Annotated in this window: 13 protein-coding genes; 12 read left to right on the top strand and 1 reads right to left on the bottom strand. The window is 70.1% G+C overall.

What is annotated here, in order from left to right; genetic code table 11:
• Positions 1–47: 47 nt before the first annotated feature.
• Positions 48–2,153: a thioredoxin family protein gene (locus GVN21_RS02400; RefSeq protein WP_166573104.1), complete on the top strand. Its 2,106-nt coding sequence runs from the start codon at positions 48–50 to the stop codon at positions 2,151–2,153.
• Between the two features lie 12 nt (positions 2,154–2,165).
• Positions 2,166–2,774, top strand: a complete 609-nt coding sequence (locus GVN21_RS02395; RefSeq protein ID WP_166573103.1) for a redoxin domain-containing protein — start codon at positions 2,166–2,168, stop codon at positions 2,772–2,774.
• A gap of 217 nt (positions 2,775–2,991) precedes the next feature.
• Here the strand turns inward: GVN21_RS02395 and GVN21_RS02390 are convergent, their stop codons facing one another.
• Positions 2,992–3,453 carry a hypothetical protein gene (locus GVN21_RS02390; RefSeq protein ID WP_166573102.1) on the bottom strand — a complete coding sequence of 154 codons (462 nt, stop codon included), beginning with the start codon at positions 3,451–3,453 and terminating at the stop codon, positions 2,992–2,994.
• Positions 3,454–3,538: 85 nt separating this feature from the next.
• On the opposite strand from GVN21_RS02390, the gene pgi reads away from it, so the two are divergent.
• From pgi to yihA, 10 genes are all read left to right on the top strand, one after another.
• On the top strand, positions 3,539–5,101 hold the full coding sequence (pgi, locus tag GVN21_RS02385; RefSeq protein ID WP_166573101.1) for a glucose-6-phosphate isomerase: 1,563 nt from the start codon (positions 3,539–3,541) through the stop codon (positions 5,099–5,101).
• A gap of 192 nt (positions 5,102–5,293) precedes the next feature.
• Positions 5,294–6,781, top strand: a complete 1,488-nt coding sequence (gene hisS / locus GVN21_RS02380) for a histidine--tRNA ligase (RefSeq protein ID WP_166573100.1) — start codon at positions 5,294–5,296, stop codon at positions 6,779–6,781.
• Complete coding sequence (locus GVN21_RS02375; protein ID WP_166573099.1) at positions 6,778–7,893, top strand: ATP phosphoribosyltransferase regulatory subunit; 1,116 nt, start codon at positions 6,778–6,780, stop codon at positions 7,891–7,893. Before hisS ends, GVN21_RS02375 begins: the two co-directional genes overlap by 4 nt.
• A complete protein-coding gene (gene hisG, locus GVN21_RS02370) occupies positions 7,884–8,834 on the top strand; it encodes an ATP phosphoribosyltransferase (protein ID WP_240902725.1) in 951 nt (316 codons plus the stop codon). The genes GVN21_RS02375 and hisG overlap by 10 nt, the downstream gene beginning before the upstream one ends.
• Positions 8,835–9,357: 523 nt before the next feature.
• Positions 9,358–10,341, top strand: coding sequence for an NADPH:quinone oxidoreductase family protein (locus tag GVN21_RS02365; protein WP_166573097.1), 984 nt, complete (start codon positions 9,358–9,360; stop codon positions 10,339–10,341).
• A gap of 174 nt (positions 10,342–10,515) precedes the next feature.
• Positions 10,516–10,962, top strand: a complete 447-nt coding sequence (locus GVN21_RS02360) for a hypothetical protein (RefSeq protein ID WP_166573096.1) — start codon at positions 10,516–10,518, stop codon at positions 10,960–10,962.
• Between the two features lie 87 nt (positions 10,963–11,049).
• Positions 11,050–11,184 carry a 50S ribosomal protein L34 gene (gene rpmH / locus GVN21_RS02355; protein WP_166573095.1) on the top strand — a complete coding sequence of 45 codons (135 nt, stop codon included), beginning with the start codon at positions 11,050–11,052 and terminating at the stop codon, positions 11,182–11,184.
• A 58-nt stretch (positions 11,185–11,242) separates the two neighbouring features.
• Positions 11,243–11,617, top strand: coding sequence for a ribonuclease P protein component (gene rnpA, locus GVN21_RS02350; protein WP_166573094.1), 375 nt, complete (start codon positions 11,243–11,245; stop codon positions 11,615–11,617).
• Between the two features lie 9 nt (positions 11,618–11,626).
• Positions 11,627–13,498 (top strand): membrane protein insertase YidC, encoded by a 1,872-nt coding sequence (gene yidC / locus GVN21_RS02345; protein WP_166573093.1) that lies wholly within the window; start codon positions 11,627–11,629, stop codon positions 13,496–13,498.
• A complete protein-coding gene (gene yihA, locus GVN21_RS02340) occupies positions 13,498–14,139 on the top strand; it encodes a ribosome biogenesis GTP-binding protein YihA/YsxC (RefSeq protein WP_166573092.1) in 642 nt (213 codons plus the stop codon). The genes yidC and yihA overlap by 1 nt, the downstream gene beginning before the upstream one ends.
• Positions 14,140–14,299: the final 160 nt, after the last annotated feature.

The raw sequence follows: 14,299 nt of genomic DNA, 5'->3' as shown, positions 1-14,299 counted from the left end.
CGCGCGCTCGACTCGCTTAGGGGGAGGTTCCGTTCCATATAGCCCGCATGCGCGCCCTCCTCGCGGCCCTTGCCGGCCTGTTCCTGATCGTTGCTCCAGCCCGGGCCGCTCCTGTCGATACAGGGCATCTTGAGGCTGAACTGGTCGCCCGTGACGCCACGGTCGCGCCTGGATCCACCGCCTACGTCGCCTTGGTCCAGAAGATCGACAAGGGCTGGCACACCTACTGGCGCAATCCGGGCGACAGCGGCGAGCCGACCAAGATCGAATGGACCCTGCCGGCCGGCTGGAAAGCCGGCGACATCGTCTGGGCCAAGCCGCACAAGCTGCCGTTCGGGCCGCTGACCAACTATGGCTACTCTGACGAGGTGATCCTGCCGGTGAGGATCGAGGTCCCGGCCGGCCAGGCGGCGGGGCCGGTAACCCTGAAGGCCAAGGCCAGCTTCCTGGTCTGCGAGCAGATCTGCATTCCTGAGGACGCCGATCTCTCCATCACCCTGGTGGTGGCCGAGGGCGCGCCCAAGGCCGACGCCCGCTGGGGCGCCAAGGTGGCCGGCGCGCTCGAGGCCGCGCCCAAGGAGGTCGGGCTGACCGCCGCCTACCAATGGACGGGCGGCAAGCTGACCCTGGCCGTGGCCGGCGCCCCGCTGAAGGGCGCGGACATGGCCGGCGCCTGGTTCTATCCCCACACCCCGGCGATGATCGACCACGCCAAGGATCAGACCATCGAGCGGGGTCCGGATGGCCTGACACTCACCCTTCCGCCCGGCTACGCCTTCGAGGCGGGTCAGCCGCCGGCAACGTTCGACGGGGTGCTGACGGTCGGCGACAAGGCCTATGTGGTGACCTCGGCGCAAGGGCCGCCGCCGGCCGGGACCTCGGGTCTCGGGCCGCCGCCAGCGAAGGCCGCCGAGGGCGGGGCCGCCGGTGGGGGCAGCTTGGGCCTGGCCATCCTCGCCGCCTTCCTGGGCGGGCTGATCCTTAACCTGATGCCCTGTGTCTTCCCGGTGCTGTCGATGAAGGCCGCCGCGCTCGCGGGTCATGCCCACGACCGAGGCGCGACCCGCGCCCAGGGCCTGGCTTACGGCGCCGGCGTGGTGGCCACCTTCCTGGCTCTCGCCGGGGTGCTGATCGCCTTGCAGGCCGCCGGACAGGCGGTGGGCTGGGGCTTCCAGCTGCAATCGCCTCCCGTGGTTGCGGCGCTCAGCCTGCTGATGCTGGCGGTGGCGCTCAATATGTCCGGGGTGTTCGAACTGGGCGCCAGCCTGCAGGGGGCCGGACAGGGCCTGGCCGGGCGCAGCGGCGCGGTCGGGGCCTTCTTCACCGGCGCGCTGGCCGTGGTGGTCGCCAGCCCCTGTACGGCGCCGTTCATGGGCTCGGCGCTGGGCTTCACCCTGGGCCAGCCGCCGTTGATCACCCTGGCGGTGTTTCTCGGCCTGGCGCTCGGTTTCGCGGCCCCCTTCGTGGCCCTGGCCTTCGCGCCGCCGCTGTTGCGGATGCTGCCCAAGCCCGGCCGGTGGATGGACGTCCTGCGCAAGGCGCTGGCCTTCCCGATGTATGGCGCGGTGGCCTGGCTGGTCTGGGTGCTCAGCCAGCAGACCGACGCGGCGGGCATGGCCGCGGTCCTCGCCGCCCTGGTGCTGGGCGCCTTCGCCCTCTGGCTCTGGGGGCTCAGCCAGACCGCCGAGCGCGGGCTGGTCAGCAAGATCGTCGCGGTCATTCTGCTCATCGGCGCGGTCGCCCTTTCCGTTCTCGGACCAAAGGCCGCCGCCCCGGCCAACTCGCCCCAGGCCAGCAGCGCCGATCTGCCCTATGAGGCCTGGTCGCCGGAACGCCTCGCCGCCGTCCGCGCCGAGGGTCGGCCGGTGCTGGTCAACTTCACCGCCGCCTGGTGCGTCAGCTGCCAGGTGAATGAGAAGGTGGCCCTCTCCACCAGTGAGGTGGCCACCGCGCTGAAGGCGACGAACGCCGTCTACCTGAAGGGTGACTGGACCCGGCGGGATGCGGTAATCGCCGCCGAGCTCGCTAGGCATGGACGGGCGGGGGTTCCGCTTTATCTTGTCTATGCCCCCGGAGCCGACCAGCCCCGGGTTCTCCCCCAGCTGCTGACACCCGGCTTGGTCGCCCAGGCCCTGGAGACCGCCGCAAAGTAAGGAGCTTTCCCCATGACCCTCACCCGCCGCACAGCCCTCGCCGGCGCCCTGGCTGTTCCCGCTGCCCTGTCGCTGCCGGGCCTGGCCCTGGCCAAGCCGGCCCCCGGCTTTTCCGTCAAGGACGTCGACGGCAAGGTCCGCACGCTGGATGAGTTCAAGGGCAGGGTCGTGGTCCTCGAATGGATCAACGAGGGCTGCCCCTATGTGAAGAAGCACTACAGCGGCAACATGCAGGGGCTGCAGGTCTCCGCCGTCCGGGACGGCGCGGTCTGGCTCAGCGTCTGCTCCTCGGCCGTGGGCCAGCAGGGCCACTGGAAGACCGGCGCCGACGCAAAGGCCTGGATGGCCGCCAACAACTGGGCCGGCACCGCCATGCTGATCGATCCCGACGGCAAGGTCGGCAAGGCCTACGGCGCCAAGACCACCCCCCACATGTACGTCATCGATAAGACCGGAACCCTGGTCTACCAGGGCGGCATCGACGATGTGCCGACCAACAAGGTCGAGGACATCAAGCGGGCCAAGAACCTGGTCGCGGCCGCCTTGGCCGACGTCAACGCCGGCCGCCCGGTGAAGGTGGCCTTCAGCCAGCCCTACGGCTGCGCGGTGAAGTACGCCTGATGAAACGAGCTGGTCCTTCTTTCCCTTCTCCCTAAGGGAGAAGGAACCATCCCCGCCGCGAAGCGGTGGGAGGAAGAGGGTTTAGGGACGGTGGACGTCCTGCAACCAGCGTAAACCCTCACCCTCCCACGCCCTGCGGGCGCGGGCCCCTCCCTCTCCCTCGCGGGAGAGGGGCCAGGAGAGGCCGAACGGTCGGGCATTGGCCCGAAAGAGAAAACTACACCGGCGGAGCGGGCGGCGCGGTGATGACCTCGACGTTGTCGCGCAGCAGGTAGCCCAGATCGGTCAGGGCGGCGTCGCGGGCGGCGGCGTCCTTGGCGGTCTCGACGGCCTTCAGTTTCAGCGGCAAGTCTTCGCTGATCCCGCGCAGGATGCATTTGAGGTCGCCGTCCGTGCCGCGTTCCTTGAGGACCACGTGGGCCTTCATGTCGAGCGCCGCCAGCTCGGCCACGTCGGCCTTGAAGCGGGCCAGGGCGGCGGCGTCGATGGGCTTGCCCTTCCAGGACTGCACCCGGCCGTTCAGTTCGCCCGCCCGGCCGATGATGTCGGCGAACAGGGGCTCGGTCACCAGGGGCGAGGCGGGAGCCTGGACCGCGGCGGCCGGGGCGGGCGTGGCGGCCTCGGCCCCGAAGCTGGCCAGCCAGATCATCGAGGCGGCGGTGATGGCTTCACAGGACATGGCGGTCCTCCTGGTGGAACGATAGGAAGGGCTCGGACCTTGCCCACCACATGGTAAACGCCGGCTTAGCTTTTCGAGGATGCGCATGACCGACAGCCCCGCCTGGACCGCCCTGAAGGAAGCCGCCAAGGCCGATGCGGTGGGGCGCATCCGCGACCTGTTCGACGCCGAGCCAGACCGGCTGGAGGGGCTGACCTTCGAGGCGGCGGGACTGATGCTGGACCTGTCGAAACAACCCTGGAGCCGGACGGGGGCGACGGTGGCCGTGGCCCTGGCCCAGGCGGCGGGGGTGGAAGGCGCGCGGGACCGATTGTTCGCCGGCGAGATCGTCAATGTCACCGAGGGCCGGCCCGCCCTGCACATGGCGCTGAGGGCGCCGGCGGGGGCGGACTTCAAGGCGGCCGGCAAGGGGGTCTCCGAGCAGGTGGAAGACGTCCGCGACGCCATGCAGGACTTCGTGGCGGCGGTTCGATCGGGCATGGCGGGCGGGGCGACCGGCAAGCCGTTCAAGGCGGTGCTGCATATCGGCATCGGTGGCTCGGACCTGGGACCGCGCTTGATCTGGGAGGCGCTGCGGCCGCTGGTTCCGGACATTCAGCTGCGGTTCGCCGCCAACATTGACGGGGCGGAGTTCGCCGCCGCCACGGCTGGGCTCGACCCGGAGGAGACGCTGGTGGTGGTGGTCTCCAAGACCTTCACCACCCAGGAGACCCTCGCCAATGCGCGGGCCGCCAAGGCTTGGCTGGAGGCCAAGCTGGGGGCCGGCAAGGCCGACAGCCACCTGGCGGCGGTCAGCGCCAATCCGGCTGAGGCCGGGCGGTTCGGCATCGCCGAGGACCGGGTCTTCGCCTTCCGCGACTGGGTGGGCGGGCGCTATTCGGTGTGGTCGGCGGTGGGGCTCTCCTGCGCGATCGGGCTCGGCTGGCCGGCGTTCGAGGGGCTGCTGGCCGGCGCCGCGGCGATGGACGAGCATTTCGAGACCGCGCCGCTGGACGCCAACATGCCGGTGATGCTGGCCCTGGCCCATGTGTTCAACCGCAACGGCCTGGACCGGCCGCTGCGGGCGGTTGTGCCCTACGCGCGGCGGCTGGCGCTGTTCCCGGCCTATCTCCAGCAGTTGGAGATGGAGTCGAACGGCAAGCGGGTCACGCAAGGCGGCCGGCCGGTCGCGCAGGCCACGGCGGCATCCGTGTTCGGCGACGCCGGCACCAACGGTCAGCACGCCTTCTTCCAACTGTTGCACCAGGGGACCGACATCATCCCGGTCGATTTCATCGCCCTGGCCGAGGACCATGAGGGACCGGCCGCCCACCGCAACATGCTGCTGGCCAACGCCATCGCCCAGGCCGAGGCTCTGATGATCGGCCAGGTCAACGAAGACGAACCTCACCGGCATTTCCCCGGCGACCGGCCGTCCAGCTTCATCCTGCTGGAGCGGCTCAGCCCCGAGACCTTGGGGGCGCTGATCGCGCTGTACGAGCACAAGACCTTCGTCGAGGGGGTGCTGTGGGACATCGACAGTTTCGACCAGTGGGGGGTGGAACTGGGCAAGGTGCTGGCGGGGCGGGTGCTGCGGGAACTCGATGGGGGCGACGGTCCGCCCCACGACCCTTCGACGGCGGCGCTGATCACGCGACTGGGGCGCTGAAACCGGGAGGTTGGCGCCGCGCATCTCGTCCGCTATAGGCCCTTCCCGATGACCGCCCTGCCGCACCATCACGCGCACCACCACGCCGCCTTCGGGTCGGATCGGGTTCGCGCGGCCTAAAGGCAAGACGCCCCCTCCGCCCCGCCACAAGTGGATGGGGCCTCGCCGCTCCATCCGTCACCAGACTGACCGATGGACCGCCCGATGACCGAAGACACCCCCTTCCGACCCGACGCCCGCGCCCCCCGCGGTTTCGCCGACAAGCGGGCAGCGCAGCTGCGCGCCGAGCGCGGCATCGTCGAGGCGGTATCGGCCGTCTATGAGCGGTGGGGGTTCGAGCCGCTGGATACGGGGGCGTTCGAGTACGCCGACGCGCTGGGCAAGTTCCTGCCCGACAGCGACCGGCCGAACGAGGGCGTCTTCGCGCTGCAGGACGACGATGAGCAGTGGATGGCGCTGCGCTACGACCTGACCGCGCCGCTCGCCAGGTTCGCGGCGCAGAACTGGGAGACCCTGCCCAAGCCCTATCGCCGCTATGCCTTCGGGCCGGTCTGGCGCAACGAGAAGCCGGGGCCGGGGCGTTTCCGGGAGTTCATCCAGTGCGACGCCGACACGGTGGGCTCGGCCCGGCCGGAGGCGGACGCCGAGATCATCGCCATGGCGGCCGAGGGGCTGGAGGCGGCGGGGCTGCCGCGCGGGACCTCGGTGCTGAAGATCAATAATCGCAAGCTCCTCAACGGCCTGCTGACCACGGCGGGGGTCGAGAGCGCCGGCCAGAAGCTGGCCGTGCTGCGGGCGGTGGACAAGCTGGACCGGCTGGGCGCCGATGGGGTGAAGCTGCTGCTGGGCGAGGGGCGGCTGGACGAGAGCGGCGCCTTCACCAAGGGCGCCGGGCTGCAGGCCAAGGCGGCCGAGCAGGTGCTGGCTTTCTTGAGCGCCGGGCGGGCGGACAATGCCGCGACGCTGGCCGCGCTGTCGGACATCGTCGGCGGCTCGGAGGAGGGCGCGCAGGGGGTCGAGGAGGTGGCGAAGATCGCCGCGGCGCTGAAGGCGCTGGGCGTCGGCGAGGACCGGGCCGGAATCGATCCGTCGATCGTCCGAGGTCTGGAGTATTACACCGGCGCGGTATTCGAGGCCGAGCTGCTGCTACAGACCACGGACGAAAAGGGCCAGCCGGTGCGGTTCGGCTCGATCGGCGGGGGCGGGCGGTACGACGACCTAGTGGCGCGGTTCACCGGCCAGGCGACGCCGGCGACCGGCTTCTCCTTCGGGGTCTCGCGGCTGGCGGCGGCGCTGAAGGCGGCGGGCCGGGAAGAGGCCGGCGCGGCGCGGGGGCCGGTGGTGGTCATCGCCTTCGACCAGGACTCGATGGGTGAGTATTTCGCCGTGGCCGCCGAGCTGCGCGGCGCGGGGATCGCGGCGGAGGTCTATCTGGGCTCGTCGGGGATGAAGGCGCAGATGAAGTATGCCGACCGGCGCAATGCCCCGGCGGCGATCATGCTGGGCGGCGACGAGATCGCCGCCGGGACGGCCACCATCAAGGACCTGGACCTGGGCCGGGCGCTGGCGGCCAAGATCGAGGGCCACGACGCCTACAAATCCGAGCGGCCGGGGCAGCAGACCGTGCCACGCGCCGAGCTGGTGGCGCGGGTGAAGGCCATCGTGGACGCCGTGTCGTGAGGCTGGAGCCACCGATCCCGGCCGAGGCCCTGGCCGCCATCCGCGCGCCGTTCGCGGCGGCGGGGGCGATGCCGCTCGACGTGCCGGTGTTGCAGCCTCTGGCGCTGCTGCTCGATCTGGCCGGGGAGGCGATGCGGCCTCGACTGTTCGTGGTCCAGGCCGAGGGTGGGGAGGAGGCGGCACTGCGGCCCGACTTCACCATCGGGGTGGCGCGGGCCCACCTGGCCTCGGGCGCGGCCGAGGGGCGGTACTTCTATGAGGGCAAGGCCTTCCGGGCCGCCGGCGGCAGCGGGCGGGCCGAGGAATTCCTGCAGCTGGGGATCGAGGTCTATGGCGGGGCCGATGCGGTGGCCGCGGATGCGGAGATCCTGGAACTGGCCTGGCGGTCGGCGGCGGCCGGGGGCCGGGAGGACCTGTTCCTGATGCTCGGCGATGTCAGCCTGTTCTCGGCCCTGGTCGACGACCTGGGGCTGGAGCCGGCGCTGGGGGCGCGGCTGAAGCGGGCGTTCGGCCGGCCCCGGTTGCTGGCGGCCGAGCTGAATGGCGAGGCGCCGGCGCCGGCCGGGCGCGAGAGCCGGCTGGCGGGCCTGCTGGCCGGATTGCCGGAGGCGGAGGCCGCGGCGCTGCTGGAGGAGGTCTGGTCGCTGGCTGGCGTTTCGCCGGTGGGCGGGCGGCCGACGGCGGAGATCGCCCGGCGGCTGGCGGCGCGCGGCGCGGAGGGCGCGCGGGCGCGGCTGACGCCGGAACAGGCGGCGACGGTGCGGGCCTTCCTGGCGCTGGAAGCGGAGCCGGTGGCCGCGCTGGAGGCGCTGGAGCGGCTGGGGACCGAGCGGCTGGCGGGCCGGGTCGGCCAGTGGCGGCGGCGGCTTGAGCTGCTGGACGAGGCCGGCCTGCCGCTTGGCCAGGCGCGGTTCGGGGCCGGGTTCGGCCGGGCCTTCGGCTACTACGACGGCGCCCTGTTCGAGGTGCGCAGCGCCGAGTTGGGGGCCGAGCGGCCGCTGGCGGCCGGCGGGCGCTATGACGGGCTTGCGGGGCGGCTGGGCGGCGTGGCGCGGGGAGCGGCCGGCTGCATGGTGCGACCGGCGCGGGCGTTCGCGGAGGGCTGGGAATGAGCGTCATCTTGGCGATTCCGTCCAAGGGGCGGTTGAAGGAACAGGTCGAGGGCTGGCTGGCCGATGCGGGCCTGAAGCTCGAGGCGGACGGCGGCGAGCGGGGCTATCGCGCCCGGATCGCAGGGTTGGACGGGCTGGAGGTGCGGCTGATCTCGGCGGGAGAGATCGCGCGGGCTCTGAGCGCCGGCGAGGTCCACCTGGGGGTCACCGGCGAGGACCTGTTGCGCGAGCAGGGCGAGGAGCTGGAGGCGCGGGCCCTGCTGCTGCGACCACTGGGCTTTGGGCGGGCCGACCTGGTGGTGGCCGTGCCGCAGAGCTGGCTGGACGTCGAGACCATGGCCGACCTGGAGGAGGTGGCGCACCAGCATCTGGCGCGGACCGGCCGGCGGCTGCGGGTGGCGACCAAGTATGTGGCCCAGACGCGGGCCTTCTTCGCTCGCCACGGGGTGGGCGACTACCGGATCGTCGAATCGGCCGGCGCCACCGAGGGCGCCCCGGCGGCGGGGACGGCGGAGGTGGTGGTCGACATCACCACCACCGGCGCGACCCTGGCGGCCAATCACCTGGCGGTGCTGGCCGACGGGGTGATTCTGAAGAGCCAGGCGCAGCTGGCGGCCGGGCTGATGGCCGACTGGAGCGGCGATGGGCTGGCCGTGGCGCGGCGGCTGTTGTCGCAGCTGGAGGCGCGGGCGCGGGCGCGCCGGACCCTGACCCTGGTGTGGCCCGCCGAGCAGGACGCGGCGGCCAAGGCGGCGGTGGAGGGCCTGGGCGGACAGGCGCGGGCCAGCGGTCTGCTGATTCCCCGCGGCGAGCTTGGGGCCGTGTCGGCGGCGTTGGAATCGGCGGGCGTGGGGCCGGTTACGGCGGCGGCGCCGGAGTATGTGTTCGATCCGGAATGTCCGCCGTGGAGCGATCTGGCGGCGCGTGTGAGGGGAAATTGACTCTAGCGTCGAAAATGCGGCGTTCGGGACGTTATTTTGACGGCGCCGTCCAGTGATCAACCCTTTTTGAGGGCGGAATTCACAATTTGTCGCACGCGCAACCTCTTTGCGGCGTTGACACCGGCAGGGATTTGCCGTCTTTTCGACATGCGAGACAGAGAGGCCGCCAAGAGCATCTCGTCTCCGGCGTTTCGGGGAGGAAACGCCCGCTTGGATCGAGTGATCGAGGAATGTCGAGCCCGTTGCGAATATCCCCCGCAACGGGCTCGACGCCCTTTGGGCGATTCGTTCCAAATTTCTGACCCTTTCGTCAAAATATATCTCCGTCATCCCGGAAGGCCGCGCAGCGGGCTATCCGGGACCCAGGGGGTGACAGGGCGCCGGCCGCTAAGCTGCGTTCGATAGCGAGATCACGCGCCCCCTGGGTCCCGGCTCTCCGCGCTGCGCGCTCCGGCCGGGATGACGGGGCATATGTGTGAGAGCGGGCTGGACTTCCCCCGCGTCGGCATCCGATTCTTTCCCCATGCGCGCACTGATCGTCGACAGCCTTGCCCCCGACTATTCCGGTGTGTCCCTGAAGGACATTCCGATCCCCACGCCCGGTCCGGGCGAGATCCTGGTCAAGGTGAAGGCGGCGGGGGTCAATTTCCCCGACCTGCTGATGACCCGTGGCGAGTACCAGATGAAACCGCCGCTGCCGTTCGGCCTGGGCATGGAGCTCAGCGGCGAGGTCGAGGCGTTGGGAGCCGGTGTCGAGGGGTTCCATCCTGGCGATCCGGTGGTCGGCGGCGCCAAGCTGGGCGGGTTCGCCGAATACGCCCTGCTGCCGGCGGCGGCGGTACGGGCCAAGCCGGACCGGCTGAGCTTTGCTCAGGCGGCGGGGTATGGGGCCGCCTACATCACCGCCTATGTTGCCTTCGTGCGGCGGGCCAACCTGCAGCCCGGCGAATGGGTGCTGATCCATGGGGCGGCCGGCGGGGTGGGGCTGGCGGCCGTGGACTTGGCCAAGGCGATGGGGGCGCGGGTGATCGCCACCTCGGCGTCGGACCAGAAGCTGGCGGTGCTGCAGGCGGAGTATCAGCCGGACGCGGTGATCAATGTCACGGGCGGCTTTAGAGAGAAGGTCAAGGAAATCACCGGCGGGCGCGGGGCCGACGTCATCTATGACCCGGTCGGCGGGGATGTGTTCGACGAGAGCGTGCGCTGTATCGCCTTCGACGGGCGGTTGCTGGTGATCGGCTTCACGTCGGGCCGGATCCCTGAGGTGTCGGTCAACATGCCGCTGATCAAGGGCTTCTCGGTGGTCGGGGTGCGGGCCGGCGAGTACGGCCGCCAGTTCCCCGAACGCGGGCGAGAGAACCAGGCGGCCATCTGGGCCCTGGCCGAGGCGGGCACGGTGCGGCCGCGGGTGCATGCCGAAGTTCCGCTGGCCGACTGGCGCGAGGCGTTCGAGATGCTGTCCGGCCGCAAGGTGATCGGCAAGGCGGTGATCCGGCCGGATCTCTAAATCCTCCCCCATCGGGGGAGGTGGCCGCGAAGCGGTCGGAGGGGGTCCTCCACGATCGGAGCGGACCCCCTCAGTCGGCTTCGCCGACAGCTCCCCCGAAAGGGGGAGCAACTGAAGCGTGAAGCCTCGCGGAATTTGCATCCGCCCTGCACCGGCGTCCGCCAAGCTCGGGGCATGGACGATCGAAACCGCATCGAGCGCTGGGCGCCGTTTCCGCTGGCGGCGTTGCTCCTGGTCGCTCTTCCGGTGCGTTGGCGCGTGCATTGGGTGGATGGGCCGCCCCAAGACATGTGGGGCTGGCCCCTTCCCTGGTCCGCCGACGCCTACGTCGGGTCCGGGGGGCGGGAGGTCTATCTGGCGCCGTTGGCGTTCGACCTGGCGGTTGCGGGGCTCCTGGCCTGGGCCGTGGTGCGGCTGGTCGGTCAGGCGCCGGCGAAGGCGCGGCTGGTCCTGCTGGTTCCGGCGTGGTTGCTCGGCGCGCCGTTGCTGGCGTGGATCTGTCTTGTCACCGCCCTGCTCGCGGTGTTCGCGCCCAGCCTGACGCAGTATGAGCTCTGGTACTGGATCTGGCCGGTCGAGCGGATCGAGGGGCCGTTGTGGGATTGGTACGGCGGCGGTTGACTCCGCAGGTCCCTTCCCGTATCTCCCCCCGCTCACCGCGACGGGCGTTCCCGACGCGACAGCGACTATTGTATTCGGAGCAGACCCGTGAAGCGGACCTTTCAGCCCTCGCGTCTCGTGCGCAAGCGCCGTCACGGCTACCGCGCTCGCATGGCCACCAAGAACGGCCAGAAGGTCGTTGCGCGTCGTCGCGCCAAGGGCCGCAAGCGCCTGACCGCCTAAGAGCGGTCTCCCGCTGAAGGGGGACGAACCCCTGACGCAAGCCATTGTCATCGAGCGCATGAGAACGCGGCCCCAGTTTCTGGCGGCCGCTAAAGGCGCTTATCGGGCCCATGGCGCGGTGGTCGTGCAGGTTCGCGACCGGGCCGACGGCGAGGCCGTGGTCCGCGTCGGTTTTACCGCCACCAAGAAGATCGGCGGCGCCGTGGTGCGCAATCGCGCCAAACGACGGCTGCGCGAGGCCGCCCGCCTGCTGCTGCCCTCTTTCGGAAAGCCCGGGCATGACTATGTGTTCGTGGCCCGCGACGGTACGCCCGGGCGTGACTGGGGGCGTTTGCTTGACGATGTGAAAAGCGCGCTGATAAGGCTCGCCGCCGACCTTCCCGCCGCGTCCCGCCGACAGGACGCGCCCCCTTCCCCTTCAGCGCCGGTCTGACCCCGCTCCATGCAAAAAGAATCCCGCAACACAGTCCTGTTCTTCGCGATCGCGATGCTGCTGCTGATCGGCTACCAGTTCTTCATCCTGGGGCCGCAGGCCAAGGAGCGGGCGGCGGAAGCCAAGGCCAAGGCCGCGATCGCCGAGAAGTCCAAGAAGGCGGCGGTGGGCGCCAACCCGGCCCGGCCGGTGGTTCCGGCCGGGACGCTGTCGCGCAATGCGGCGATCGCCGCCTCGCAGCGGGTGCCGATCGCCACCCGCGACGACCAGGGCAGCCGGGTGGTCCCGGTGCTGACCGGCTCGATCAACCTGACCGGCGCCCGGCTCGACGACCTGTTCCTGCAGCAGTACGGCCAGACGGTGGACAAGGACTCGCCGCGCGTCGACCTGCTGCGTCCCGAACAGTCGCCCAACGCCTTCTTCGCAGAATTTTTGTGGAAGGCCGACAACGTCGCCGGCCTGCCCGACGAGCGCACCGTCTGGGCGGTAAAGCAGGGCAGCCGGCTGACCGAAACGACGCCGGTGGTGCTGACTTACACCTCGCCCCAGGGGCTGGTGTTCGACCGCACCATCGCGGTGGACCGCCACTACATGTTCACCATCACTGACACGGTGACCAACACAGGCGCCGCGCCGGTCAGCCTGCGCCCGGCCGCCCTGGTGCGCCGCGCCGGCCTGCCGCCGGAAGCCGGCAAGGGTCAGAACGTGCATGAGGGCGGCGTCGGCGTTATGGACGGCGAGCTGCGGCTTCAGAAGTACCCCGACTGGAAGAAGAAGGGGCAGAAGGGCCAGTACGGCAGCTGGGAAGGCCAGGGCGGCTGGCTCGGCATCACCGACAAATACTGGCTGGCGGCGGTGGTCCCGGCCCAGTCGGCGACCTTCACAGGCAACTACCGGTACGACAACCTGGCCGGCCGCGACTACTATACGGCGGGCTCCCTGGGCGCGGTGCGGACCATCGCGCCCGGCGCCACCATCACCGAGAGCACCCGGCTGTTCGCCGGCGCCAAGAAGGCGCAGCTGCTGAAGGGTTATGAGAAGGGCGAGGGCGGAGCCCAGCCGATCCCGGCCTTCGACAAGGCGGTGGACTGGGGGGTGCTGAACTTCCTGACCCGGCCGTTCTTCATGGCGCTGGAGTTCTTCTACGGCTTCGTCGGCAACTTCGGCGTGGCCATCCTGCTGGTCACCCTGTGCGTGCGGATCATCCTCTTCCCGCTGGCCAACAAATCCTACGAGTCGATGAGCAAGATGAAGAAGCTCACCGAGCCGATGAAGGAGCTGAAGGAGAAGTACAAGGACGACCCGGCCAAGATGCAGCAGGAGACCATGGCCCTGTACCAGCGGGAGAAGGTCAATCCGCTGGTCGGCTGTCTGCCGTTGCTGCTGCAGATCCCGGTGTTCCTGGCCTTCTACAAGGTGCTGTCGGTGACCATCGAGATGCGTCACGCGCCCTTCTTCGGCTTCATCAAGGACCTGTCGGCGCGCGATCCGACCAACATCTGGAACCTTTTCGGCCTGCTGCCCTACGATCCGGGCGCGCTGCCGCTGGTCGGCGGGATCCTCAGCACCCATCCGGCCTCGACCGGGGTGTTCATGGCCGGGGCCCTGGGCCTGGGCGTCTGCGTGCTGTTCTACGGCTTCACCATGTGGCTGACCACGGCCATGAACCCGCCGGCGCCGGACCCGATGCAGCAGCGGATCTTCCAGCTGATGCCGATCCTGTTCACCTTCATCATGGCGCCGTTCGCGGTCGGCCTGATCGTCTACTGGACCTTCTCGAACGTGCTTTCGATCATCCAGCAGTACATCATCATGCACCGGCTGAAGGTGGATAACCCGATCGACGACTTCCTCAACCGGTTCCGGGCCAAGGCCGTCTGATGGCGGACCCGCTCTTCACGGACGAGCAGCTGGAGGAGGCGCGCGTCCTCTTCGCCCAGCAGGCCACGTTCATGATGGGGGCGGTGAAGATGGACGGCCTGCCGGCGGCCGACTGGCCGGAGGTGTGCTTCGCCGGCCGGTCGAATGTGGGCAAATCCAGCCTGATCAACGGGCTGGTCGGCCACAAGAAGCTGGCCCGAGCCTCTAACGAGCCGGGGCGGACGCGGGAGATCAACTTCTTCCTGCTGGGCGAGAAGCTGCGGCTGGTCGATCTGCCGGGCTATGGGTTCGCGCGGGTTTCGCGGTCGACGGCCAACAAGTTCCAGGACCTGGGGCGCCAGTACCTGCGCGGCCGGCCGAATCTGAAGCGGGTCTATCTGCTGATCGACGCGCGGCACGGGCTGAAGGACGTCGACAAGGAGGCTCTGGACGCGCTCGACCTGTCGGCGGTCAGCTACCAGATCGTCCTGACCAAGGCCGACAAGATCAAGCCGGCTGAGGCCGCGGCGCTGGTCGACAAGACCCAGGGCCAGATCGCCAAACGCCCGGCGGCATTTCCCCGGGTGCTGGCGACGTCGGCGGAGAAGGGTACGGGGCTTCCCGAACTGCGGGCCGAGATCAAGACGGTGTGTGAGGTCTAGGCTCGACGGCGTTGACTACCCGTAGTCGCTCCCCCTGTGGGGGAGCTGGCCGGCGCGAATACGCGCCGGACTGAGGGGGCAGAGCAGGCCGGTCAGGATAGAGCACGTTCTGGCGCTGCTTTGACGGCCGCGTTCATGGTCAACCCCATCCGCCGGCGCT

Source organism: Caulobacter sp. SLTY (assembly GCF_009905535.1).
Lineage (GTDB): Bacteria > Pseudomonadota > Alphaproteobacteria > Caulobacterales > Caulobacteraceae > Caulobacter.
The sequence above is the reverse complement of the archived record's forward strand: the minus strand, read 5'-3'. Positions and strand labels throughout refer to the sequence as shown.